26 protein-coding genes are annotated in these 22,086 nt (G+C 60.7%); 15 read left to right on the top strand and 11 right to left on the bottom strand.

The annotated features are described in order from the left end of the window. Window positions 1-37 precede the first annotated feature (37 nt). Complete coding sequence (locus tag JKA62_RS00605) at window positions 38-832, top strand: acyl-CoA thioesterase (RefSeq protein WP_011335321.1); 795 nt, start codon at window positions 38-40, stop codon at window positions 830-832. Between the two features lies 1 nt (window position 833). Here JKA62_RS00605 and JKA62_RS00600 read toward each other — a convergent pair whose 3' ends face one another. From JKA62_RS00600 to JKA62_RS00590, 3 genes are all read right to left on the bottom strand, one after another. Then, on the bottom strand, window positions 834-1,199 hold the full coding sequence (locus JKA62_RS00600) for an Mpo1-like protein (RefSeq protein WP_007950951.1): 366 nt from the start codon (window positions 1,197-1,199) through the stop codon (window positions 834-836). 120 nt (window positions 1,200-1,319) lie between these two features. After that, complete coding sequence (locus JKA62_RS00595; RefSeq protein WP_011335320.1) at window positions 1,320-2,801, bottom strand: methyl-accepting chemotaxis protein; 1,482 nt, start codon at window positions 2,799-2,801, stop codon at window positions 1,320-1,322. Between the two features lie 108 nt (window positions 2,802-2,909). After that, complete coding sequence (locus JKA62_RS00590) at window positions 2,910-3,716, bottom strand: TatD family hydrolase (RefSeq protein WP_201815734.1); 807 nt, start codon at window positions 3,714-3,716, stop codon at window positions 2,910-2,912. Window positions 3,717-3,952: 236 nt separating this feature from the next. Between JKA62_RS00590 and JKA62_RS00585 the strand changes: the two genes are divergently transcribed. The 3 genes from JKA62_RS00585 (at window position 3,953) to JKA62_RS00575 (ending at window position 6,475) form a co-directional block, all read left to right on the top strand. After that, window positions 3,953-5,374, top strand: a complete 1,422-nt coding sequence (locus tag JKA62_RS00585; RefSeq protein WP_201815728.1) for a transglycosylase SLT domain-containing protein — start codon at window positions 3,953-3,955, stop codon at window positions 5,372-5,374. A gap of 107 nt (window positions 5,375-5,481) precedes the next feature. Further along, a complete protein-coding gene (locus JKA62_RS00580) occupies window positions 5,482-5,916 on the top strand; it encodes a DoxX family protein (RefSeq protein WP_007950955.1) in 435 nt (144 codons plus the stop codon). A 250-nt stretch (window positions 5,917-6,166) separates the two neighbouring features. Then, window positions 6,167-6,475, top strand: coding sequence for a hypothetical protein (locus JKA62_RS00575; RefSeq protein WP_011335317.1), 309 nt, complete (start codon window positions 6,167-6,169; stop codon window positions 6,473-6,475). Window positions 6,476-6,478: 3 nt separating this feature from the next. On the opposite strand, the gene greB is transcribed toward JKA62_RS00575, so the two are convergent. Genes greB through JKA62_RS00560 form a run of 3 tightly spaced genes read right to left on the bottom strand, consistent with a single transcriptional unit; the run spans window position 6,479 to window position 10,198 of the window. Next, window positions 6,479-6,976, bottom strand: a complete 498-nt coding sequence (greB, locus tag JKA62_RS00570) for a transcription elongation factor GreB (protein WP_039770483.1) — start codon at window positions 6,974-6,976, stop codon at window positions 6,479-6,481. A gap of 34 nt (window positions 6,977-7,010) precedes the next feature. Beyond that, entirely contained in the window at window positions 7,011-9,515 is a 2,505-nt protein-coding gene (locus tag JKA62_RS00565; protein WP_011335315.1) for an ABC transporter permease, read from the bottom strand. Then, window positions 9,515-10,198 carry an ABC transporter ATP-binding protein gene (locus JKA62_RS00560; RefSeq protein WP_011335314.1) on the bottom strand — a complete coding sequence of 228 codons (684 nt, stop codon included), beginning with the start codon at window positions 10,196-10,198 and terminating at the stop codon, window positions 9,515-9,517. The genes JKA62_RS00565 and JKA62_RS00560 overlap by 1 nt, the downstream gene beginning before the upstream one ends. Before the next feature lie 10 nt (window positions 10,199-10,208). On the opposite strand from JKA62_RS00560, the gene JKA62_RS00555 reads away from it, so the two are divergent. From JKA62_RS00555 to JKA62_RS00545, 3 genes are all read left to right on the top strand, one after another. Continuing rightward, window positions 10,209-10,814 carry an arylesterase gene (locus tag JKA62_RS00555; RefSeq protein ID WP_011335313.1) on the top strand — a complete coding sequence of 202 codons (606 nt, stop codon included), beginning with the start codon at window positions 10,209-10,211 and terminating at the stop codon, window positions 10,812-10,814. Window positions 10,815-10,871: 57 nt separating this feature from the next. After that, complete coding sequence (locus JKA62_RS00550; RefSeq protein ID WP_003226812.1) at window positions 10,872-11,165, top strand: hypothetical protein; 294 nt, start codon at window positions 10,872-10,874, stop codon at window positions 11,163-11,165. Between the two features lie 152 nt (window positions 11,166-11,317). Beyond that, entirely contained in the window at window positions 11,318-12,289 is a 972-nt protein-coding gene (locus JKA62_RS00545) for a L,D-transpeptidase family protein (protein ID WP_011335312.1), read from the top strand. A gap of 123 nt (window positions 12,290-12,412) precedes the next feature. Here JKA62_RS00545 and oprI read toward each other — a convergent pair whose 3' ends face one another. Continuing rightward, complete coding sequence (gene oprI / locus JKA62_RS00540; RefSeq protein ID WP_011335311.1) at window positions 12,413-12,664, bottom strand: outer membrane lipoprotei OprI; 252 nt, start codon at window positions 12,662-12,664, stop codon at window positions 12,413-12,415. 637 nt (window positions 12,665-13,301) lie between these two features. Between oprI and JKA62_RS00535 the strand changes: the two genes are divergently transcribed. After that, on the top strand, window positions 13,302-13,583 hold the full coding sequence (locus JKA62_RS00535) for a GNAT family N-acetyltransferase (RefSeq protein ID WP_007955658.1): 282 nt from the start codon (window positions 13,302-13,304) through the stop codon (window positions 13,581-13,583). Between the two features lie 67 nt (window positions 13,584-13,650). Here JKA62_RS00535 and JKA62_RS00530 read toward each other — a convergent pair whose 3' ends face one another. Both JKA62_RS00530 and JKA62_RS00525 read right to left on the bottom strand, forming a co-directional pair. Beyond that, a complete protein-coding gene (locus JKA62_RS00530) occupies window positions 13,651-14,727 on the bottom strand; it encodes a 3-deoxy-7-phosphoheptulonate synthase (RefSeq protein WP_007908583.1) in 1,077 nt (358 codons plus the stop codon). 130 nt (window positions 14,728-14,857) lie between these two features. After that, window positions 14,858-15,301 carry a PilZ domain-containing protein gene (locus tag JKA62_RS00525; protein ID WP_011335308.1) on the bottom strand — a complete coding sequence of 148 codons (444 nt, stop codon included), beginning with the start codon at window positions 15,299-15,301 and terminating at the stop codon, window positions 14,858-14,860. On the opposite strand from JKA62_RS00525, the gene JKA62_RS00520 reads away from it, so the two are divergent. The 5 genes from JKA62_RS00520 to cysB all read left to right on the top strand — a co-directional run bounded on the left by JKA62_RS00520 (window position 15,300) and on the right by cysB (window position 19,258). Continuing rightward, window positions 15,300-15,686, top strand: coding sequence for a thioredoxin family protein (locus tag JKA62_RS00520; protein ID WP_011335307.1), 387 nt, complete (start codon window positions 15,300-15,302; stop codon window positions 15,684-15,686). The two genes, JKA62_RS00525 and JKA62_RS00520, sit on opposite strands and share 2 nt — an antisense overlap. Continuing rightward, a complete protein-coding gene (locus JKA62_RS00515; RefSeq protein WP_181457892.1) occupies window positions 15,683-16,639 on the top strand; it encodes a putative 2-dehydropantoate 2-reductase in 957 nt (318 codons plus the stop codon). The genes JKA62_RS00520 and JKA62_RS00515 overlap by 4 nt, the downstream gene beginning before the upstream one ends. A 23-nt stretch (window positions 16,640-16,662) precedes the next feature. Then, on the top strand, window positions 16,663-17,568 hold the full coding sequence (locus tag JKA62_RS00510) for a 5'-nucleotidase (protein WP_007955682.1): 906 nt from the start codon (window positions 16,663-16,665) through the stop codon (window positions 17,566-17,568). A gap of 98 nt (window positions 17,569-17,666) precedes the next feature. Continuing rightward, entirely contained in the window at window positions 17,667-18,170 is a 504-nt protein-coding gene (locus JKA62_RS00505) for a universal stress protein (RefSeq protein WP_007955683.1), read from the top strand. 113 nt (window positions 18,171-18,283) lie between these two features. Further along, window positions 18,284-19,258: an HTH-type transcriptional regulator CysB gene (gene cysB, locus JKA62_RS00500; RefSeq protein WP_007955684.1), complete on the top strand. Its 975-nt coding sequence runs from the start codon at window positions 18,284-18,286 to the stop codon at window positions 19,256-19,258. 8 nt (window positions 19,259-19,266) lie between these two features. Here cysB and JKA62_RS00495 read toward each other — a convergent pair whose 3' ends face one another. Both JKA62_RS00495 and JKA62_RS00490 read right to left on the bottom strand, forming a co-directional pair. Then, on the bottom strand, window positions 19,267-19,749 hold the full coding sequence (locus JKA62_RS00495) for a GreA/GreB family elongation factor (protein ID WP_011335305.1): 483 nt from the start codon (window positions 19,747-19,749) through the stop codon (window positions 19,267-19,269). Window positions 19,750-19,751: 2 nt separating this feature from the next. Next, window positions 19,752-20,159, bottom strand: a complete 408-nt coding sequence (locus tag JKA62_RS00490) for a hypothetical protein (RefSeq protein ID WP_011335304.1) — start codon at window positions 20,157-20,159, stop codon at window positions 19,752-19,754. Window positions 20,160-20,283: 124 nt separating this feature from the next. On the opposite strand from JKA62_RS00490, the gene earP reads away from it, so the two are divergent. Beyond that, window positions 20,284-21,426 (top strand): elongation factor P maturation arginine rhamnosyltransferase EarP, encoded by a 1,143-nt coding sequence (gene earP / locus JKA62_RS00485; protein ID WP_011335303.1) that lies wholly within the window; start codon window positions 20,284-20,286, stop codon window positions 21,424-21,426. Between the two features lie 48 nt (window positions 21,427-21,474). Then, window positions 21,475-22,044, top strand: coding sequence for an elongation factor P (locus JKA62_RS00480; protein ID WP_007955690.1), 570 nt, complete (start codon window positions 21,475-21,477; stop codon window positions 22,042-22,044). Window positions 22,045-22,086: the final 42 nt, after the last annotated feature.

Below are 22,086 nucleotides of genomic sequence, written 5' to 3'. Positions count from 1 at the left end.
AGATCCGCTCATTCCCTTTTTCGTGTCCGAGGTTTCCATGCGCTTTTGCGATCTGATCGATGCTGTCCGTCGTCAACCGGAGGTCACGATTCCGGCGGAGTGGGGCCAGGGCCGGGCCAGTTTTGGCGGGCTGGTGGCCGCGCTGCAATTTGAAGTGATGCGCACCAAGGTTCCGACCGATCGGCCGGTACGTTCGCTGGCGATCACCTTCGTCGGCCCGGTCGAGCCCGAAGTGCCGGTGAGTTTTGAAGTCGAGGTACTACGCGAAGGCAAAGCGGTCAGCCAGGTGCTGGGGCGTGCTGTGCAGAACGGTCAGGTGGTGACGATGGTGCAAGGCAGCTTCGGGGCTTCGCGGCCATCGGAAGTGGCGGTTGAAGCCTATCCCGCGCCGGAAATGAAGCACTGGGACGATTGCCAGGAACTGCCGTACATCAAAGGCGTAACCCCCGAGTTCATGCGTCATCTGGCGATGCGCTGGAGCGTTGGCGGGATGCCGTTCACCGGCAATCAATCGCGGCTGATGGGTGGCTGGGTGCGTTTGCGGGGTGATGTGAAGGAAGAGTCGGTCAACGAAGCGCACCTGCTGGCGCTGGTCGATGCCTGGCCACCAGCGCTGTTGCCGTACCTGAAGAAACCGGCACCGGGCAGTACGCTGACCTGGACCATCGAATTCGTTCAGCCGTTACGCGATTTGAGTACGCTGGATTTTTGCCAATACCTGGCGGACATCGAGTATGCCGCCGACGGTTACGGCCACGTCGCCGCCAAGCTGTGGAGTGCGAAGGGTGAACTAATTGCCATGAGTCGGCAGACGGTGACGATCTTCGCCTGACTCAATGCCGGCGATGGCGTTCACGCCAAGCGCGAAACCAGCCGCCACTGAGGAAGAACCGCGGAAACGTCAGGAACTGCTCGACCAGCAGACGCGAGACGGCGTCCTTGCGATCACTGAACGGCTCGGAGGCTTGCGCCTCCAGGCTGTGGCCGTGACGCTGCAGACCCAGCGCCGCGATGATGCCGATCACGCCGATCGCCACGCTGGCCAGACTCAGGCTGAACACGCCCGAGACGATCAACAGAAACGCGACGATGAACAGCGGCACGGCAATCAGGTGCAGCACCAGATTGGTCGGGTGCTGATGGTTGTTCGGGTACGCGCGCCATTGCCACGCGGGAAGGTTGGGGTGACGTTTGCCCATGTTGCTGCTCCTCGATCCATGTTCAGTACATGGTTGAAGAATAGGCCCGGGCAGCGAGGGCGGCGAATCAAGGTTGGCTATTGAAGTGATAGGGACAATGGCCAATCTCGATGTTGCCCCCTAGAGCTTCAACTGACCGATCGCCTTGTTCAGCTCCCCGGCTAGCGTCGCCAGTTCATTGCTCGTGGTCGCCGAATCCACGGTCTGTTGCACAGTGTTTTCGGTCACGTCGCGAATGCTCACCACCGCGCGGTTCATCTCTTCGGCCACCTGACTTTGCTGTTCCGCCGCCACCGCAATTTGCGTGTTGCTCTCGCGCATTTGCGCTACCGCTCCGGTGATTTCCGCCAGCGCTTCACCGGCCTCCTGCGCCTGCTGCACGCAGTCGTCGGCCTTGTACGAACTCTCCTGCATGAAGTCCACCGCATCACGGGTGCCAGCCTGCAACGCCGAGACCATGGTGGTGATTTCATCGGTGGAGGTCTGCACACGTTTGGCGAGGTTGCGTACCTCGTCGGCGACTACCGCGAACCCGCGACCCATTTCCCCGGCACGCGCCGCTTCGATCGCGGCGTTGAGTGCCAGCAAATTGGTCTGTTCGGCGATGCTGTGGATCACGCTGACCACACCGTTGATCTTCTGGCTGTCCTCGGCCAGACGCTGGATCATCTCGGCAGTCTGCTGCACGCCGCTGGACAGGCCGGCAATCGACGTCTGCACCCGGCTCACCACTTGCTGGCCGCTGCCGGCCAGGCCGTCGGCGGTCTGCGACAGATCGCGAGTGGCGCCGGCGTGCTGGGCGATGTGGTAGACAGTCGCGGTCATTTCGTTGATCGCCGTGGCGGCCTGATCGGTTTCACTCTGCTGGCCAAGCATGCCGTGACGCACCTCGTTCATGCTCGACGCCAGTCGCGCAGCGCCGACGTCGAGTTGCCGCGCGGTGTTGGCCACGGTGGTCACCACTCGCTGATAACCGGCCTGCATCGCATTGAACGCGTTGGCCATTTGCCCGACTTCGTCCTTGCAGGCCAGCGGCACCCGGGCGGCGAGGTCGCCGGTTTTCTCCACGTGCAGCATCACGTCCTTGAGCGTATTGAGCTGGCTGAGCAGAAAGCGGATCAGTAGCTGCGAGGCACCGAGCATCGCCAGCATCAGGATGAACACCGCCACCGCGTAGTTGGCGAAGCGCTCGCTGAACACCTGGCTGAGGCTGGGGGCGTAGGCGATCACGGCGACCTGCTGGCCATCGGCACGGCTGAAGACTTCGGCGCCGAGCAGCGGATTTTCGCCGAACAACGGCAAATGACTGATCTCGATCCAGCCGCTGCTGTCGGTTATCTCCAGCAGCGGTTGATCGTTGAGGCGCGGCGCTTCACCGCGTTTAAACGTCAGTACCTGATCGGATTTGGGCAGCGCCTGCCCGACCGGCCAGGCCTTGAGCAATTGCGCCTGGGCCTGGGCCGAGGTTTGCGCGGCGTGGCTGCGGGCCTGTTGTTCGAGCTGCACGGCGTACAGCACCAGCAACAGGGTGGTGACAAAGGCGACCGCGTTGACCGCCCAGAATTTGTATTTCAGCGAGATATTGCTAAGCCAGGCACCCATGGAGGTCTTCTCTGATAGCGGAAACAGTTTTGGCAAGGTGCCATTATTGTGCCGCTACCCAGGCGTCCGGTTCTTGATATGCATCAACAACCGATGCATCTGCCTCTTTCAGGGCAGGATAGGTAAACCGTAGAACGCCCGTGCGCACGCGGTTGTGTGGGCGGCCAGGTCTGCTTCGGTTTCGCCTCGATGCAACGCGACTTCACGCAACACTTCGGTCAGGTAGGCTGGCTCGTTGCGCCCGTTTTTCGGCTTTGGCCGCAGTGTGCGCGGCAGCAGATATGGCGCATCGCTTTCAAGCATCAGGCGACCGCGCTTGATCTCCTTCACCAGCGGATGCAAATGGGTGCCGCGACGCTCGTCGCAGATCCAGCCGGTGATGCCGATGTGCAGGTCCAGGTCGAGGTAACTGAACAGCGCTTTCTGTTCGCCGGTAAAGCAATGCACCACGGCGGCCGGCAACTGATCGCGGAAGTCACGGAGGATTTCCAGCAGGCGCTGGCTTGCATCACGTTCATGCAGGAACACCGGCAGTTGCAGTTCGGCAGCCAGCGCCAGATGCTCTTCGAGGACTTTTTCCTGCTGCGGGCGCGGCGAGAAATCGCGGTTGAAATCCAGTCCGCATTCACCCACCGCCACCACGTTCGACTCCTGCAGCAGGCTGCGCAGACGCCGCGCGCTGTCGGCGTTCCAGTCACTGGCCGAATGCGGGTGAATGCCGGCGGTAGCAAACAGTCGCTGACCGTCCGGATCCAGTTGCTGGCACAGCTCCAGCGCCTGTTCGCTGCCCTCGACGCTGGTGCCGGTCAGCACCAGTTGGCAGACCCCGGCAGCGTAGGCGCGGTCGAGCACGGTCTGGTGTTTGTCGGCGAAACTGGGGTTGGTCAGGTTGACGCCGATATCGATGAGTTGCATGGTGCTACCTCGGGCCGAAGGCCGGAAAGCATATCAGAGCTGTAGATTTATAAGAAAAGCCAAGAACTACAACGGCTTATGGCTGTCTGTTGAGGCCGCGAGGCAGGCTGGGCTGGCAGAGTTGCCATCACTGTGCCAGTCTCTCGCACTTTATCAGCGCTCCAGGCGCTCTGTTTTCGTCGGTGTTTTGCGACCGCTCAGCGGTGCAAACGCCTCATATTCTTTCCGGAGAGTGGATGGTTCGTCCCTCGGTTTTGCTCCTGCTGTGTGGTTCGCTGCTGCTGCCGATGACGGCGGTCGCGCGGCTGCCCGGACCGCTGCAAGCCGTGCCGGCCGCCAAGGTCCGCGACCTGACCGAGATCCGCAGCAGCCGCGTGTTGCGGGTGCTGGTCAACCAGAGCCGCAACAGCTCCGGCGAAGTCCAGGGCCAGGCCATCGGCATCGAATACCACCGTCTGCGCGCCTTCGAGCAATACCTCAATGGCCACGCTCGCGACGGCCAGGAAATCACCCTCAAGATCATCCCCAAAGCCAAGGATCAATTGCTCGGTGCGTTGCAGCGCGGCGAAGGCGATCTTGTGGCGCCGGGCGAACTGCTCGAGCTGCAACCGGGCCACGCGGTCGCCAGCAGCGAGCCGATTGCCAGCAACGTGCCGCTGGTGCTGGTCGGCATCAAGGGTGAAAAACGCTACACCAAGGTCGAGCAACTGGCCGGCAAAACCCTGGCGCTGCCCACCGGCAGTGCGGCGGGGGAGGCGGTCAGTCAGCTCAACCAGAAGCTGGCGCTGCACAAACTGGCGCCGATCAGGATCGAATGGGTCGATCCGACCCTTGCGGTCGAAGACGTGCTGGAGATGGTTCAGGGCGGGATCTTCCACCTGACCATTGTCGAGCAACCGATTGCCGAGCGGTGGGGCAAGATCCTGCCCAAGCTGCGTTTCGACCGTCAGGTGATGATCAGCGAACCGGGCGAGGAATACTGGTTCGTGCGCCGTGATGCGTCGATGTTGCGGGCCAGCATCGACCGCTTCCTGACCGGCTACAAAAAACCATCGAACGAAGATGCGGCGTTCCTGCGGATCTACCGCCGCCTCTATCAAGTGCACTATCCGTTGGCCAAGGCTGACCGTCAGCGTCTGGAAAAACTGCGCCCGACCCTGCAGAAACACGCCGAAGCGCAAAACATGGACTGGCTCAACCTGGCGGCGCTGGCCTTCAAGGAGTCGGCGCTGCAGCCCAACGCGCGCAGCGGCAGCGGGCCGACCGGGCTGATGCAGATCACCCCGTCCGCGGCACAGCGGGTTGGCGTCAACAACATCCAGAATCTCGATGCGAATGTGCAGGCCGGGGCCAAGTACCTGGCGATGATCCGCCGCAAGTTCTTCAACAGTCCGAAACTCAATGAGCGCGAGCGCATGGCGTTCACTCTGGCGGCTTACAACATCGGCCCGGAACGGGTGCAAGGCATGCGTGCCGAGGCGCGGCGTCGCGGCCTGAATCCCAACCAATGGTTCTTTCAGGTCGAGCGCATCGCCATGGAGCAGGTGGGAATGGGCGCCGTCAGCTATGTTAATAGCGTGAACAAGTATTACTTGGCGTTCGACCGGGAGCGGGAGTCGTTGGAGCCCGGGGGGCAGAAAGTTGCCTCACGCAAATGATCAAATAAGTTGATTGTTATGGCGGAATTTTTGCGCTTTTAACATGAAAATAACTGATTAATATAGCGGCCAACCAACAAGCACTTCTGACAACAAGGAAACGCAACATGAGCTCTCTGATCAACAAGGTTCTGTTCACACGCGCCGGCTACGGTCTGACCATTCTGCGCATTGCCGTCGGCGTGATCTTCGCCGCCCACGGTTCGCAGAAACTCTTCGGCCTGTTCGGTGGCTACGGTCTGGCAGGCACCGCGCAATACATGGAAAGCATCGGCCTGACCCCGGGTTACCTGATGGCTACCCTCGCCGGCGGCACCGAGTTCTTCGCCGGTCTGGCGCTGATCATCGGCCTGCTGGTTCGCCCGGCGGCGCTGGGTCTGACCTTCCTGTCGCTGGTGGCGATCTTCACCGTGCATATCAGCAACGGTCTGTTCATGGCCAACAACGGTTACGAGTTCGCTCTGGCCCTGCTCGGCGGCAGCCTCGCGGTGCTGATCGAAGGCGCCGGCAAGCTCTCGGTGGATCGCGCCATCGCTGGTTGACCGCTCTGGCTCAAGCAAAAGGCCCGCATTGTGCGGGCCTTTTTTGTTGCGGCTGATTCTTGACACTGGCCGGTCACGTTCTCTAGGATGCCGCTCATGCGCCGATTTAAACAGCTACTTGCGGGGCGCCAGGTGACTATTCTTCAGTTGCCGTCAGAAGCCGGAACAGGGCTTCGAAATACCGCTAAAGCGCTGGTTCGGTGTTGCCTCTCACCTGCCATGCAGACTTTTGAGGCAGAGACACGACACGATGAATGCACTACGCCCTCCAGCACGTCCCGCGCCGATCACGGCACACATCACCCAGCGCAATCCGAAAATCCTGCTTGGCGGCAAACATCAGCCGACGCTGTTGCGTTATCTCGATGGCTGGCCACGTCGCAGCGGTGGTCCTGCCGCGTTCCTGATCCAGTTCGTTGAAGACGGTGAGTCGCTGGCGCGTTTTGCCGATGACAGTTTCGATCTGGCCGTCATTCAGGCCCCGAGCCGTGAAGAGGCGCCGGAAATGATTCGACAACTGACCCGCGTCGCACGCCAGGGCCTTATCACCCGGCGCTGAGCGTCAGGGATATTCGATCGCCACGATGTAGACGAACTGTTCGCCGGTCGGCGTCTGTACCCGAACTTCTGCATCCAGCGCCTTGCCGATAAGGGCGCGGGCCAGCGGTGAGTCGATGCTGATCAGGCCGAGCTTCAGATCCAGTTCGTCCGGGCCGACGATACGATAGCGCGACTGTTTGCCGTCCTCGTCTTCGATGGTCACCCAGGCACCGAAATAGACCTTGTTCGGATCACTGGGTTTTTCGCTGACCACTTTCAACGCCTCAAGGCGTTTGGTGAGAAAGCGCACACGGCTGTCGATCTCGCGCAGCATTTTCTTGCCGTAGGTGTACTCGGCATTTTCCGAACGATCACCCTGAGCCGCCGCCTCGCTGACCGACTGCGTCACCTGCGGGCGGCGCACGTGCCACAGCTCATGGAATTCGGCGCGCATCCGCGCTTCACCTTCAGGGGTGATCAGCGCAGTGCCGGCGGTGCGGGGAGGACGATAACGGCTCATGGCAACTTCTTTTGATCAAGACGGCTGGAGTCTATCAACCCTCGCGCAACACTGTCAGCGGGCTGGCGTTCAGCGCACGCCGTGTGCCGAATACCCCGGCGCCACCAATCAGCGCCGCGCCGATCAACGGCAACAGCAGCAACCACGGATGGGGATGCCATGGCAGGTCGAAGGCGAAGCGATACAGCACCAGACTCACCACTTCCGAACCGATCGCCGCGAGCAATCCGCTGACCGCGCCGAGCAAACCGAACTCGATGCGTCGCGCCTTGATCAACAACTGCCGCTCGGCACCCAGCGCACGCAACAGTGCGCCCTGGCGAATGCGTTCATCCAGCGTTGCCTGCAAACCGGAAAACAGCACCGCCATCCCCGCCGCCAACACAAACAACAACACATACTCCACCGCCAGGGTGACCTGGGCGAGGATGCTGCGCAGCTGTTCGAGCAAGGCTTCGACCTGCAGAATGGTCACTGCCGGGAATGCTCGCGACAGCTCGACAATCTGCTGATCGTGACCGGGCGCCAGATAGAAGCTGGTCAGGTAAGTCGCCGGCAGATCCTTCAAGGTGCCGGGCTGGAAGATCATGAAGAAGTTCGGCTGGAAGTTGTCCCAGTTGATCTCCCGCAGGCTGGTGACCTTCGCTTCACGATTGACCCCGCCGACGCTGAACACCATGTGATCGCCCAGCTTGAGCTTGAGACTCTCGGCCACCTTGCCTTCAACCGAGACGCCCGGAACGTCGTCCGAAGGTTGCCCGGCCCACCACGAACCGGCGGTGATCTTGTTGCCGGCCGGCAGGTCGGCCGCCCATGTCAGGCTCAGGTCGCGCTGGATGGCGCGGTCGCCGGCCGAATCCTTACTGACGATTTGCTGCACCGCTTCGCCATTGATGCTGATCAACCGTCCCGGCACCACCGGATACAAAGGAGCGGCCTGGGCCGAGACATTGATCAGGTGATCGGTAAAGGCCTGTTTGTCCGCCGGCAGGATGTTCAGGGCGAAATAGTTGGGGGCGTTTTTCGGCAGCTGGTTTTGCCAGGTGTCGAGCAGTTCGCCACGCAGCAAGGCGATCAGCGCCATGGACAGCAGGATCAGCCCGAAGGCCAATGACTGGCCGGCGGCCGCCAAAGGATGACGCAACAACTGACCCAACCCGAGACGCCACGGCAAGGACGCGCGCGCCAGCAGACGACGCAGGCTTTGCAGCAGCAACAGCAGCAAACCGCCGAGCACCAGCGCGGCGACCACACCGCCGCCGAGCAGGGCGAATGTCAGCAGCAGATCCAGACTCAGGCGCCACATGATCAGCCCGAGCGCACCGAGTGCCGCGCCGTAGACCATCCAGGTGCTCGATGGAATCGGCAGCATGTCCCGGCGCAATACTCGCAATGGCGGAACCCGGCCCAGTGCGGCGAGCGGTGGCAGGGCGAAACCTGCCAGAGCGACCAGTCCGGTGCCGATTCCGGCGAGCGCCGGCAGCAAGCCTCCCGGCGGTACGTCGGTCGGCAGCAGATCATGCAGCAGCGCGAACAATCCCAATTGCGCGAGCCAGCCGAGCAGGGCACCGCTGAGGCTGGCGAGCAGGCCGAGTACCGTCAGTTGCAGACTGAACAGCACCAGGGTTTCCCGGCGCGACAGACCCAGGCAACGGAGCAGGGCGCTGGCATCGAAACGCCGACTGGCGAAGCGGTTGGCCGACAACGCGACCGCCACACCGGCCAGAAGCACGGCGACCAGGCTGGCCATGTTCAGATAGCGTTCGGCCTTGCCCAGTGCGCCGCCGATCTGCCGGTTGCCATCGCGGGCATCCTGAATTCGCTGGTTGGCGGCAAGGCCCGGTTTGATCAGTTGGCGATAGGTTTCCAGCGCCTGCGGCTCACCGCGCCACAGTTCGCGGTAGCTCACCCGGCTGCCGGGTTGTACCACGCCGGTCGCGGCGAGGTCGTCAAGGTTGATCAGTACTCGTGGCGTGAGGCTGTAGAAGTTGCCGGCGCGATCCGGTTCGTAAGTCAGCACTCGCGTCAGTTTCAATGTCTTCATGCCGACGTCGATGCTGTCGCCGATCTTCAGGTCCAGCGCCGTCAGCAGGCGCGCTTCGACCCAGGCTTCACCGGGCTGCGGCTCGCCTCCGGCTTCCTCTGTCGCGTAAGGAGCGGGAGCGCTTTTCAGTTCGCCGCGCAGCGGATAGGCGCGGTCGACGGCTTTGATACTGGAGAGCTGAATGCCGTTGTCCGTGGCGATGACGCTGGAAAACTCCACCACCTGCGCATGATCCAGGCGCAGCTCGGTGCCGCTCCGGATCTGTTCCGGGCGGGCCGGCGAGCTGCCTTCGAGCGACAGGTCGGCGCCTAAAAACTCGGTCGCACGCAGCATCATCGCGCCGTTGAGACGGGCACCGAAATAGCCGATCGCGGTACTCGCCGCGACCGCCACGACCAAGGCGAAAAACAGCACCCGCAGTTCACCGGCGCGGGCATCGCGCAGCAGTTGGCGCAGGGCGAGACTGAACAGACGCAACAGCGGCAGACGTGCCATCAAGGCTCCAGAGGGGCGACCAACAGGCCGGCTTCAAGACGGATCAGGCGCCGGCAACGATGGGCCAGGCGTTCGTCGTGGGTCACCAGCACCAGGGTGGTGCCGCGTTCCTTGTTCAATTCAAACAGCAAGTCGCTGATGCGCTCGCCGGTGTGGCTGTCGAGGTTGCCGGTGGGTTCGTCGGCGAACAGCACATCGGGCTCGGCGGCGAACGCCCGGGCAATCGCCACACGCTGCTGTTCACCGCCGGAGAGCTGACGTGGCGAGTGCGTCAGGCGCTGGCCGAGTCCGACCCGTTGCAGTAACTCGGTGGCGCGGCTTCGCGCGTCTTTGCGGCCGTCGAGTTCCAGCGGCAGCATGACGTTTTCCAGCGCGTTGAGGCTGTCGAGCAGCTGGAAAGATTGAAAGACGAAACCCACGTGTTCGGCGCGAATGCGTGCGCGCTGGTCTTCGTCGAGATGACTCAGGGCTTGTCCGGCGAGCGTCACTTCGCCGCTGCTTGGCAGATCAAGGCCGGCGAGCAGGCCGAGCAGGGTGGATTTGCCGGAACCGGACGCGCCGACGATGGCCAGGCTGTCGCCCTTGTTCAGTTCCAGGCTGAGTTCGTGCAGGATGGTCAGTTCACCTTCCGCGCTGGGAACCACTTTGCTAAGGTTCTTCGCGGTGAGAATGCTTGCGCCCATGGAGAATCCGATGCGTGTGTGGTTTTTGAGTGCTGGCCTGGCCTTGATGTGCATGGCCCAGAACGCAGCGGCGGGTACAGTCCTGATCGTTGGCGATAGTATCAGCGCCGGTTTCGGACTGGATACCCGGCTGGGGTGGGTGTCGTTGCTCGAACAGCGGCTCAAGAGCGAAGGTTTTGACGACAAAGTGGTCAATGCGTCCATCAGCGGTGACACCAGTGCCGGAGGCCAGGCGCGGCTGCCGGCGCTGCTTGCAGAGCACAAGCCGGAACTGGTGATCCTCGAATTGGGCGGCAACGATGGCCTGCGCGGAATGCCGCCGACGCAATTGCAACAAAATCTTGCTTCGATGATCGACAGCTCCCGTCAAAGCGGTGCCAAGGTGCTGTTGCTCGGCATGCAGTTGCCGCCCAATTACGGCAAGCGCTACACCGATGCCTTCGCCGAGGTCTACGGCAAACTCGCCGAGGAGAAAAAAATCCCGCTGGTGCCGTTTTTTCTCGACGGTGTGGGCGGGCATCCGGACTTGATGCAGGCCGACGGTCTGCACCCGGCGGCCGGGGCTCAGGGCAAGTTGCTGGAAAATGTCTGGCCGACGCTAAAACCGCTGTTATGAGGCTTTTCTAGCGGCAGGCTTTCGGCTAATGTGGCGCCCCCTAATTTGGAGCCCCCGATGCCGCGCCCTGCCTGGTCCCTGTTCGCCTACCAACTGATCGAGCCTGACGAACAGCTGGATCTGTTCGCCTGCCAGGAAGTGCGGGTGCATCTGGTGACCCGTCAGCTGGAACTCGGTGGTTCGGCTGACCGAACCCTGTGCGGCAGTCTGCTGCCGGCGCAACCGCGCTGGTCCAGCGTGGATCGCCGGGTGTTCCAGGATCAGCGCCTGTGCTCGCTGTGCCGGGCGATCCTCGAATCGCAGAAGCGCGGCACCTCGCCGATCTGGCCTGAGCTGCGTTTCGAACTTTAAACGCAACCGTTCTTTCGAATGCAGTTTGGGCGAGCGGCAGCTTCAACCATGAAGAGTGATGCCAGCCCATCGGCGCATCTCCCCGAATTCTCTGGGCGCGGTGTACAATCGCGTTCTTATTACCCTTGTCGATCTTGCGAAGGATTCTCCGGATGTTGCCGCGTTTTCCTGCCGTCACCCGCTGCCTGTCTCTTGCCGCCCTGTGTGTGGCCGGTCCCGTTGCCGCACTGGAGTTTCCACTGCCACCGCCTGGTGAAGACATCATCGGCCAGGTGCAGGTGATCAAGGCCAAGTACGAAGACACCTTTGCCGATCTGGGCACCACCTACGATCTGGGTTATTCGGAAATGGTCGCGGCCAACCCGGGCGTCGATGCCTGGTTGCCGGGCGCCGGCACCGAAGTGGTCCTGCCGACCCGTTTCATCCTGCCGCCGGGGCCGCGTGAAGGCATCGTGATCAACCTGGCCGAGTACCGCCTCTATTACTACCCGAAAGGCCGGAACGTGGTGTACACCTTCCCGCTGGGTATCGGCCGTGAAGGCTGGGGCTCGCCGATCGCTCACACCACGATTACCGCGAAGACGCCGAACCCGACCTGGACGCCGCCAGCTTCGATCAAGGCTGAACATGCTGCCGATGGCGATCCGCTGCCGAACGTGGTGCCGGCCGGTCCGGACAACCCGCTGGGGCCGTTCAAGTTCACCCTGGGCACGCCGGGCTACCTGATCCACGGCTCGAACAAGAAGTTCGGTATCGGCATGCGCACCAGTCACGGCTGCTTCCGCATGTTCAACAACAACGTGCTGGAAATGGCCAGCATGGTTCCGGTGGGGACTTCGGTACGGATTCTCAACGACGCCTACAAGTTCGGTCGCAGTGGCGGCAAGATCTATCTGGAGGCGCACACGCCGATCGATGACAAAGGCAACCCGTCGGTGGTCGACAAGCACACCGCCGTGATCAACGCGATGCTCAAGCGCGAAGACATCACCAACAACCTTCGCATGAACTGGGATGTGGTGCGTGATGTGGTGGCGGCCGAAGATGGCCTGCCAACCGAAATCGGCACACCGAACACCTCGGCGCCGATGGTCTCCAGCGCACCGATCGACCTGCAGCAATAAGCTGGAAGACAAAACCCGCCGAGGCTTGCGCCGTGGCGGGTTTTTTATTGCCCGCAGAAAACTGCAGGCACAAAAAAGCCGACCCGAAAAACGGGTCGGCTTGATAACAATCCCGAAGGACTATTACTTGCGGCTAGCTTTTTCCAGCATGCGCAGAGCACGCTCGTTAGCTTCGTCAGCAGTCTGTTGTGCTTTTTGAGCAGCAGCCAGAGCTTCATCAGCTTTACGGTAAGCTTCGTCTGCACGAGCCTGGGCGCGAGCAGCTGCGTCTTCAGTAGCGGTCAGACGTGCTTCGGTTTCTTTCGATGCGCTGCTGCAACCGGTAGCCAGAACTGCGGCCAGAGCCAGAGCAGAGAATTTCAGAACGTTGTTCATCGTGTTCCCCTTCAAGGACTTTCAATTAAGTGGCTGTCTCCTCCGATTGAGGAAATAGCCGGCGTACATACTACCCATTACTTGTAGTAAGTAAACTGACGTGAGGCAAGAAGCAAAAAAAATTGTAGGCGTTGATTCTTTTTCGAGCAACTTTTAACTGGGCTGTATAAAAAATATCCAGCTGTAAGCCCCGAGATGAGCGAGTTAATGAGAAAAAGTTCCCGTTGCTGTGCGCTGTTTTGCAGGTAGTGGCCGAAGTCTGTCTATATGGATTCGTCCACACTTTTGTTGAGAATCTGCGCAGCGCCTCGCATATCTTTGTCCATGTTGAGGTGACTTTAAAACAGGCGGCTCGTCTTAAGTCTCAACATCCGGCGATGTTCAGCCTTTCGGCTCGGGAAGATCGTCTCCCGAACCGGCCCTGAGTCCACCGGAACTGCCCCGTCAATCCGCATGTTGACGAGCGTACCTTGAGCATTTTCGCCAATGGTGCCTACTATTTGATACGTGCTCGGGTTGCGCGAGATCGGTGCAGTTCTTCTCGGTGTCCATCAGGCACGGGGTGGCGTAGATGTTCCTTCGCCGGGAAAACATCGGTAAGGTAGGGGTCAGAATTCGAGACCCGCGAGGAGTAGTGATGAGCGAGGCGTTGTCCATCCACCATGACCAGGCTGGTCATCAGTTCGAGACCAATGTGGACGGTCATCGTGCCTACCTGACCTATATGGATCTGGGGAAACAGACCCTGGATATCTACCGCACCTTCGTGCCCAACGCCTTGCGTGGCCGAGGCATCGCGGCAGCCCTGACCGAGCGGGCGTTGCAGTACGCCGATGAAATGGGCTACACAGTCATTCCATCGTGCTCCTACGTGGAGCGCTACATGGAGCGTCATCAGCGGCGCACCGCCAAGATCTGACTGACCTCACCGCACACACAAAAACGCCGGGCAATGCCCGGCGTTTTTTATGCCTGTGAAACGCCTGTCAGCTGCGCTGACGTTTCGGCAGGACATCCTTGAGCTTGGCGTGCATGCTGCGCAAGGTGTTTTCGGTAGCGGACCAGTCGATGCACGCATCGGTGATCGACACGCCGTATTGCAGGTCGGCGAGGTCTTTCGGGATCGCCTGGCAGCCCCAGTTCAGGTGACTTTCGACCATCAGGCCGATGATCGACTGGTTGCCTTCGAGGATCTGGTTGGCGACGTTCTCCATCACCAACGGTTGCAGGGCCGGATCCTTGTTGGAGTTGGCGTGGCTGCAGTCGACCATGATGTTCGGCTTGATCTTCGCCTTGTTCAGCGCCTGCTCGCACAGGGCGACGCTGACCGAGTCGTAGTTCGGCTTGCCGTTGCCGCCGCGCAGCACCACATGACCGTAGGCGTTGCCTTTGGTGGTGACGATCGACACGCCACCTTCCTGGTTGATACCCAGGAAACGGTGCGGGCTGGAAACCGACTGCAAGGCGTTGATCGCCACAGTCAGGCCGCCGTCGGTGCCGTTCTTGAAGCCGACCGCCGAAGACAGGCCGGAAGCCATCTCGCGGTGGGTCTGGGATTCGGTGGTACGGGCGCCGATGGCCGACCAGCTGATCAGGTCCTGCAGATACTGCGGGGAGATCGGGTCGAGGGCTTCGGTTGCGGTCGGCAGGCCTTTCTCGGCCAGGTCCAGCAGCAACTGGCGACCGATGTGCAGACCGTCCTGGATTTTGAACGAGTCATCCAGGTACGGGTCGTTGATCAGGCCTTTCCAGCCGACGGTGGTCCGTGGTTTCTCGAAATACACGCGCATGACCAGATACAGGGTGTCCGAGACTTCTGCCGCCAGCACCTTCAGGCGATCGGCATATTCGTGGGCAGCCTTGATGTCGTGGATCGAGCAGGGGCCGATCACCACGAACAGACGATGGTCGGTGCCATCGAGAATGTTGCGGATGACCTCGCGACCCTTTGTGACGGTGCGCAGGGCAGCGTCGCTCAGAGGGATATCACGCTTGAGCTGATCGGGAGTGATCAGGGTCTCGTTGGAAGCGACGTTCAGGTCGTTGATCGGTAAATCAGCCATCGTTTACTCGTCAGGTCACGGGTGCCGGCCGCCAGCGATCCCCGCGCGGCGGAGCACAGCGGATTTAAGCGCGTCGGGGAGCCGAACCTTATCGCGTTAGACGCCTGCTAGACAATGGGCAAGTCACTGTTCAGTCCAGCACAGGCTGCGCAAACGCCTTGCGAACGGTGTCGTGGGAGAACTCGTCGGCGTGTTGTTCGACCCATTGCAGGGCCAGGGCCTGAATATCCTGGAGGTCGTCGTGGGCGTCGTTGAGTCGGCAATAGCGTTCGATCTGACACACCTGCTCACCCATTCGCGCGCTGAACAGCGTCTGTTCGTCGGTGAAGGCGATGCCCACCAGATAGCCTTTCTTGCGACGCAGGCACCAGGCCACGTAGCCCGGATAACAGATGTCGGCATTGAGAGTCGGCATGCGCACCTGCAGCGCGGTGCCATGGCGCCAGGCACGGTGGTAATTGCAAGCGATGCCGCCGAGGCTGATAGTGTGCAGCCGTTGACGCGAAATACACTCCGGTGTGAGCAAGGTCAATTCAACGGGCACATCATCCGGATGAGGAATAAACCGTCCCATGAGCACAGACTCCCTGTGTCGGCCATTTGACATTGTTTCCCCCAGTATAGTGGTCGAATCGCAACTGACCGATTTTGACGCCGACCAACGGCTGCTGGCGATGAATGGCGTTTCGCTGGTGATCTTCACCAGCGTCGGCTGCGCCAGTTGCCGCTATGCCCGCGAAGTGTTGCCGGGACTTGATCTTGCCGTCGATCGCGTGTGCTGGATCGATGCCGGTGACAACGGCGGACTGGTCGAGCGTTATCAGGTCTTTCATTTGCCGGCGCTGTTTGTGGTGCGTGACGGCGAGTTCTTTGGGGCTGTGCACACGCGTCTGAATGTCGATGAGCTGAATGCAGCCGTGACGCAGGCGCTAGGTCGAATTGCAGAGGAGTTGCCGTGATGGGAGCAGTGAAAAAACCGGTGGTGGGGATTATCGGCACCGGCGCCATCGGAGGGTTCTACGGGGTGATGCTGGCCCGGGCCGGGTTCGATGTGCACTTTTTGTTGCGCAGTGAATTTTCCGCAGTCGCCGAGCGCGGCTTGCAAGTGGACAGTGCTGTGCATGGCGCATTGGCGCTGAACCCGGTGCAGGCTTATTCGTCGGCTGAAGACATGCCGCCCTGCGACTGGCTGCTGGTTGGCGCCAAGACCACCAGCAATGCCGGGTTGGCGCCGTCGATCATTCAGGCGGCGAAGCCCGACGCGAAAGTGCTGGTGCTGCAAAACGGCCTCGACGTCGAAGACAGTTTGCGTGCGTTGCTGCCCGATTCCCTGCATTTGCTGGGCGGCTTGTGCCTGATTTGCGTTCATCGCGAGGGGCCGGGCCAGATCACCCACCAGGCGCTGGGCGCAGTGAACGTCGGCTATCACAGCGGCCCGGCAGCGGATGACGCGGCGCGCATGGCAATCGTCGAAGAGGGCGCCAGCCTGTTCCGCGCCGCCGGTCTTGATTCCCAGGCGATGCCGAACCTGCATCAGGCGCGCTGGCAGAAACTGGTGTGGAACATTCCCTACAACGGCCTTTCGGTGTTGCTAGGCGCCGGCACCACGCCGTTGATGGCCGACACGGACAGCCGCGCATTGATTCAGGCGCTGATGGCTGAAGTGGTGCAGGGCGCCAAGGCCTGCGGCCACGACATGCCACCCGGTTACGCCGAATACCTGTTCATGATGACCGAGAAAATGCCCGATTATTGGCCGAGCATGTACCACGACTTTTTACACAAGCGACCGCTGGAGCTGGAGGCGATCTACGCTCGTCCTTTGGCGGCGGCGAAAGCGGCAGGCTGCGAGTTGCCGCGAATCGAATCGTTGTATCGCACATTGAGCTTTATCGACCGGCGCAACGTTTAAACCGGTCGCACTGGGGGAAAGGCATGGCCAAGAACATCGATGACAAACTGGTGCTGGCGATCTCGTCCCGTGCCCTGTTCGACCTGAGCGAAAGCCACAAGGTGTATGAGTCGAGCGGCGTCGAAGCCTACCGGCAATATCAGATCGATCACGAAGACGAAATTCTCGCGCCGGGCGATGCCTTTCCGCTGGTGGAAAAACTCCTCAACCTGAACAGTCGTCTCGGCCGCGCCCGGGTCGAGGTGATTCTGGTGTCGCGCAACAGCGCCGACACCGGCCTGCGTGTTTTCAACTCCATTGGTCACTACGGCCTGGCGATCTCCCGTGCGGCGTTCGTTGGCGGCCGCAGTCCTTATCCGTATCTGAAGGCTTTCGGTTGCGACCTGTTTCTCTCCACCCATGCCGAAGATGTGCGCGCTGCGCTGGATGCCGGTTTCGCGGCGGCGACCATTCTGTCCGGCGGCGCCAGTCGCGCGGCCAGCGATGAATTGCGTATTGCCTTCGACGGTGACGCAGTGCTGTTTTCCGATGAGTCGGAGCGCGTCTATCAATCCGGTGGCCTCGAAGCCTTCCAGGCCAAGGAGCGTGAATCCGCTCGCGAACCGTTGCGCGGCGGACCGTTCAAGGGCTTTCTTGCGGCGCTCAACCTGTTGCAGCGCGAGTTCTCCGATGAGGAGTGCCCGATCCGCACCGCCCTGGTCACCGCGCGTTCGGCGCCGGCCCACGAGCGGGTGATCCGCACCTTGCGCGAATGGGACATTCGTCTGGACGAGTCGCTGTTTCTCGGTGGCCTGACCAAGTCGGCATTCCTCGAAGCCTTTGCGGCCGATGTGTTTTTCGATGATCAGGCCGGCCACTGCGAGCTGGCCCGGGAGGTTGTGGCAACCGGTCACGTGCCCCACGGCATCAGCAACGAACCGGCGGTCTAAAGCCCTCGTGGTTCAAGACGTTGCGTCGCACGTCGTACTCGCCAAGGCACTGCTAAGCTGAATCAAATCTCCGCCATGTTGGCTTGCGAGGAGGTCATATGATTCGTTCGATGCTGTATGCCACTGACCTCGGTCTGTACGCACCGTTAGTGATGCAGCATGCCCTGGCGATGGCGCGAACGTTCAATGCCGACCTGTACGTAGTGCACGCAGTGGAACCCATGGGGCTGTTCGCCGAATCGGTGTTGCAGAGCTATCTCGACGAACAGGCATTGAACGAATTTCACAGTCAGGGTCTGAAAACGGTCATTGCCAATATCGAGCAGCGGGTGCTCGACAGTTTTCGCGAAGAACTGGGGGATGAGGGCGAGCAGGACCTGCAGCGGATACGCGCGGTGCGGGTGCTGCAGGGCGATCCGTCACAGGTGATTCTCGATCAGGTGCAGAAACTCTCTGTCGATTTGCTGATCGTAGGAAGTCACAGCCACGGGGTCGGGGCGGAAACACCTTTGGGGCGAACGGCGGCCCGGCTGCTGCAATTGTCCAAGGTGCCGGTTTATCTGGTGCCGCTGGTGGAGCGTCGCCGTCGGGAGGATCGCTGAAGCGGGAATAATGGCACTTTGATAAAAAAGTTCTAGATTTATTCTTCAAACCATTAATATAGTTATATACCGTCGCTGATGCCCGTGGCGTCTACCTGCTTTGAGGGATTCATATGAAGCTTCAACAACTGCGCTACATCTGGGAAGTGGCGCACCACGACCTCAACGTTTCCGCTACAGCCCAAAGCCTCTACACCTCGCAACCGGGCATCAGTAAACAGATCCGTCTGCTGGAAGACGAACTGGGCGTCGAAGTGTTCGCCCGCAGCGGCAAGCACTTGACCCGCGTCACTCCGGCCGGCGAGCGTATCATCACCACTGCCGGTGAGATTCTGCGCAAGGTCGAAAGCATCAAGCAGATCGCCCAGGAATTCTCCAATGAGAAGAAAGGCACCCTGTCGATCGCCACCACCCATACCCAGGCACGTTATGCACTGCCGCCGGTGATCAGCAATTTCATCAAGCAATACCCGGACGTGGCGCTGCATATGCACCAGGGTTCGCCGATGCAGATCGCCGAAATGGCCGCTGACGGCACCGTCGATTTCGCCATCGCCACCGAAGCGCTGGAGCTGTTCGGCGATCTGGTAATGATGCCGTGCTATCGCTGGAACCGTTGCGTGGTCGTGCCTCAGGGCCACCCGCTGACCAAGCTGCCGAAACTGACCCTCGAAGCGCTGGCCGAATACCCGATCGTGACTTACGTGTTCGGTTTCACCGGCCGTTCGAAACTCGACGAAGCCTTCAGCCATCGCGGCCTGACGCCGAAAGTGGTGTTCACCGCTGCCGACGCCGACGTGATCAAAACCTACGTGCGTCTGGGCCTGGGTGTCGGCATCGTGGCGAAAATGGCGGTCGACACCAAGCTGGATAACGATCTGGTGGTGCTCGATGCCAGCGAACTGTTCGAGTCCAGCGTGACCAAGATCGGTTTCCGTCGCGGTACTTTCCTGCGCGGCTTCATGTGCGACTTCATCGAGAAGTTCGCGCCGCACCTGACCCGCGAAGTCATGGCCAAGGCCATTCAGTGCCACAACAAGCAGGAGCTGGAAGAGCTGTTCGAAGGCGTCGAACTGCCGGTTCACTAAGCCCCTGTCTACAGCACCTCGGTGACAGCAAACTGTTGCCGGGTGCCCGCCACCAGAATCTCCACCTCGTCCCCCTCAAACTTGCCCAGCAGGCTTTTGCCCAGCGGCGAGCGGGGGGTGATGACGGTAATCGGCTGGCCCACCACGTCGACTTTCACGCCCGCCGCATCCGGCGCCAGAAACAGCCATTGCTCGCGACCCTTTTCATCCTCCAGACCGAGCAGGGCGCCGACTTCAATCCCTCGTTGAGCGTCATACGCGCGCAGCGTCAGGTTCTGGCACAGCGCCAGTGACTGTCGAATTTCCTCGACCCGTTTCGCCTGGCCTGCCGCCAGGTACGACGCCTCGAGTCCCAGGGTGTCGTACTTGTTTTCGGCGATGTTCTCTTCGTGGGTCGCGGTTTCGTAAGCGGTTTGCGCCGCGCGTTCGGCGATGTCGAGATCGACGCGCAGCTTGTCGAGAATCAGTTGGTGAACCGTCTGTTTATTCATGATCAATCGCAGAATTGCAGGACATTGGCGCGGCTCTTTTCGCTAGGGGCCGTCTGATCCTGTTGCAGCCAGAACTGGCATTTGGGGTTCGACAGGTTGCGTGTGCTGCCACGGGCCTGATCCAGGCGTGCCTGTTGCTCGTTCTTGCGCAGGTTTTCTTCGTACTGCTCGAACAGGCGGTTTTGTGGTTCAGGTTCTGGCTGTGGCTGGGCGGCCACCGGAGGCTTGCTCAGTTGTTGCACCGCCTCCGCCACGGGTTGCAACTGACGGCTGAAGAGTAAAGAAGCGAGCCAGCATGTCAGCGCGATGGCCAGGAAACCCAGCCACACACCCAGGGCAATGCTGCCGGTCAATTGCAGCGCGCTAAGCTGAACAGGCAAGGGGCGACGCGGGTTGGGACGATAGGGCATGACTGCCTCCTGGCGGATGAGTGCGGGCGGGAGTCGATTGTCGCACGAAGATTAATTGTCGTCGGCTCTTCTGCATGGAGGGATTTATGCGGACAATCGGTGCTTTTGCCAACGGGAGCCTTGAATGCCGCAACTGAACACCCGCTGGGACATTTTTTGTACGGTCGTCGACAACTACGGCGACATCGGCGTGACCTGGCGTCTGGCCCGACAACTGGTCAGCGAGCACGCAGTGGCGGTGCGACTGTGGGTCGATGATCTGCGCGCTTTCGAACGCATTTGTCCCGAAATCGACATCGGCCTCGATCAGCAATGGCAGCAGGGCGTCGAAGTCCGGCACTGGCCAGCCGAGTGGCAGGAGGCCGATGCGGCCGACGTGGTGATCGCTGCGTTTGCCTGCCAGTTGCCAAGCGTCTACATGGACGCCATGGCCGCAAGGGAAGAACCGCCGTTGTGGATGAACCTCGACTACCTCAGTGCCGAAGACTGGGTGGTCGGGTGTCACGGACTGCCGTCGGTGAAGTACAAGTCGGTGCAGAAGTACTTTTTCTTTCCGGGATTTCAGCCTGGAACTGGCGGCTTGTTGCGTGAAAGGGGTTTGCTGGAGCGGCGTCAGCAGTTTCAGCAGGATCCCAAGGTGCAGCGACAATTCTTGCACGGTCTGGGGATCGTTCCTGCTCCCGATGCGCAACTGATCTCGCTGTTTGCCTACGAGAATGCCGGACTCGCCAGCTGGCTTGATGTGCTCGCGGCTGACTCGACGCCCACTCATCTGCTGGTGCCGGAAGGGCGGATTCTCGGTGATGTCGCCCGTTGGCTCGGGGTCGAGTCGCTGGCGGTCGGGGCGACGCATGTTCGTCAGTCGCTGACCGTGCAGGTGCTGCCGTTCGTCCGTCAGGATCAATACGATCAATTGCTCTGGTGCTGCGATTTCAACGCGGTGCGCGGCGAGGATTCTTTTGTCCGGGCGCAGTGGGCTGGCCGTCCCATGTTGTGGCACATCTATCAGCAGGACGAAGACATCCATCTGGACAAGCTCGACGCCTTCCTTGCGCTCTACACAAAACGCCTTTCGCCCGCTGCCGCCGAGGCGATGAACGGTCTTTGGCGTGCCTGGAGTGCCGGGCAGCCTATCGGCGACCACTGGCTCGAGGCCCGCAAACACTGGCCCGAACTGCAGGAAAATGCCCGCGCGTGGTGTCTGGAACAGGCCTTGCAGGCGGATCTTGCGACGGCGCTGGTACAGTTTTACCGAAATTGGATATGATACGCGGCCTAGATTTTTGTAAATCCCATCCAAATTCGGATATTCGCAATGAAAACTGGTAAAGAACTCAAACCCGGTACCGTGATCCGTATCGACAACGATCCTTGGCTGGTTCAGAAAGCTGAATTCACCAAGTCGGGCCGTAACAGCGCGATCATGAAGACCAAGCTGAAGAACCTGCTGACCGGTTACAAGACCGAAACCGTTTACGGTGCGGACGACAAGCTGGACGACGTGATCCTGGATCGCAAAGAAGCGACCCTGTCCTTCATCAGCGGTGACTCCTACACGTTCATGGACACCACCGACTACACCATGTACGAGCTGAACGCCGAAGACATCGAAAGCGTTCTGCCATTCGTGGAAGAAGGCATGACCGACGTTTGCGAAGCCGTATTCTTCGAAGGCCGTCTGGTTTCCGTAGAGCTGCCGACCACCATCGTGCGTCAGGTCGACTACACCGAAGGTTCCGCTCGCGGCGACACTTCCGGCAAGGTGATGAAGCCTGCCAAACTGAAGAACGGTACCGAGCTGTCGGTTGCTGACTTCATCGAAATCGGCGACATGATCGAGATCGATACCCGCGAAGGCGGTTCCTACAAAGGCCGTGCCAAATAAGCACTGCTTTTTGTGGAAAGAAAAAGCCCGACCATCGAGTCG

Origin of the sequence: Pseudomonas sp. B7 (genome assembly GCF_016735645.1) — a bacterium.
In the GTDB taxonomy this organism is placed as follows: domain Bacteria; phylum Pseudomonadota; class Gammaproteobacteria; order Pseudomonadales; family Pseudomonadaceae; genus Aquipseudomonas; species Aquipseudomonas glycinae.
This window is presented reverse-complemented; position numbering and strand designations above follow the sequence as displayed.

Bases quoted from the DNA above. Each gene is read 5' to 3' on its own strand.
- JKA62_RS00605 (WP_011335321.1), top strand. From the start codon at position 38: ATGCGCTTTTGCGATCTGATCGATGCTGTCCGTCGTCAACCGGAGGTC.
- JKA62_RS00600 (WP_007950951.1), bottom strand. From the start codon at position 1,199: ATGGGCAAACGTCACCCCAACCTTCCCGCGTGGCAATGGCGCGCGTAC.
- JKA62_RS00595 (WP_011335320.1), bottom strand. From the start codon at position 2,801: ATGGGTGCCTGGCTTAGCAATATCTCGCTGAAATACAAATTCTGGGCG.
- JKA62_RS00590 (WP_201815734.1), bottom strand. From the start codon at position 3,716: ATGCAACTCATCGATATCGGCGTCAACCTGACCAACCCCAGTTTCGCC.
- JKA62_RS00585 (WP_201815728.1), top strand. From the start codon at position 3,953: ATGGTTCGTCCCTCGGTTTTGCTCCTGCTGTGTGGTTCGCTGCTGCTG.
- JKA62_RS00580 (WP_007950955.1), top strand. From the start codon at position 5,482: ATGAGCTCTCTGATCAACAAGGTTCTGTTCACACGCGCCGGCTACGGT.
- JKA62_RS00575 (WP_011335317.1), top strand. From the start codon at position 6,167: ATGAATGCACTACGCCCTCCAGCACGTCCCGCGCCGATCACGGCACAC.
- greB (WP_039770483.1), bottom strand. From the start codon at position 6,976: ATGAGCCGTTATCGTCCTCCCCGCACCGCCGGCACTGCGCTGATCACC.
- JKA62_RS00565 (WP_011335315.1), bottom strand. From the start codon at position 9,515: ATGGCACGTCTGCCGCTGTTGCGTCTGTTCAGTCTCGCCCTGCGCCAA.
- JKA62_RS00560 (WP_011335314.1), bottom strand. From the start codon at position 10,198: ATGGGCGCAAGCATTCTCACCGCGAAGAACCTTAGCAAAGTGGTTCCC.
- JKA62_RS00555 (WP_011335313.1), top strand. From the start codon at position 10,209: ATGCGTGTGTGGTTTTTGAGTGCTGGCCTGGCCTTGATGTGCATGGCC.
- JKA62_RS00550 (WP_003226812.1), top strand. From the start codon at position 10,872: ATGCCGCGCCCTGCCTGGTCCCTGTTCGCCTACCAACTGATCGAGCCT.
- JKA62_RS00545 (WP_011335312.1), top strand. From the start codon at position 11,318: ATGTTGCCGCGTTTTCCTGCCGTCACCCGCTGCCTGTCTCTTGCCGCC.
- oprI (WP_011335311.1), bottom strand. From the start codon at position 12,664: ATGAACAACGTTCTGAAATTCTCTGCTCTGGCTCTGGCCGCAGTTCTG.
- JKA62_RS00535 (WP_007955658.1), top strand. From the start codon at position 13,302: ATGAGCGAGGCGTTGTCCATCCACCATGACCAGGCTGGTCATCAGTTC.
- JKA62_RS00530 (WP_007908583.1), bottom strand. From the start codon at position 14,727: ATGGCTGATTTACCGATCAACGACCTGAACGTCGCTTCCAACGAGACC.
- JKA62_RS00520 (WP_011335307.1), top strand. From the start codon at position 15,300: ATGAGCACAGACTCCCTGTGTCGGCCATTTGACATTGTTTCCCCCAGT.
- JKA62_RS00525 (WP_011335308.1), bottom strand. From the start codon at position 15,301: ATGGGACGGTTTATTCCTCATCCGGATGATGTGCCCGTTGAATTGACC.
- JKA62_RS00510 (WP_007955682.1), top strand. From the start codon at position 16,663: ATGGCCAAGAACATCGATGACAAACTGGTGCTGGCGATCTCGTCCCGT.
- JKA62_RS00505 (WP_007955683.1), top strand. From the start codon at position 17,667: ATGATTCGTTCGATGCTGTATGCCACTGACCTCGGTCTGTACGCACCG.
- cysB (WP_007955684.1), top strand. From the start codon at position 18,284: ATGAAGCTTCAACAACTGCGCTACATCTGGGAAGTGGCGCACCACGAC.
- JKA62_RS00495 (WP_011335305.1), bottom strand. From the start codon at position 19,749: ATGAATAAACAGACGGTTCACCAACTGATTCTCGACAAGCTGCGCGTC.
- JKA62_RS00490 (WP_011335304.1), bottom strand. From the start codon at position 20,159: ATGCCCTATCGTCCCAACCCGCGTCGCCCCTTGCCTGTTCAGCTTAGC.
- earP (WP_011335303.1), top strand. From the start codon at position 20,284: ATGCCGCAACTGAACACCCGCTGGGACATTTTTTGTACGGTCGTCGAC.
- JKA62_RS00480 (WP_007955690.1), top strand. From the start codon at position 21,475: ATGAAAACTGGTAAAGAACTCAAACCCGGTACCGTGATCCGTATCGAC.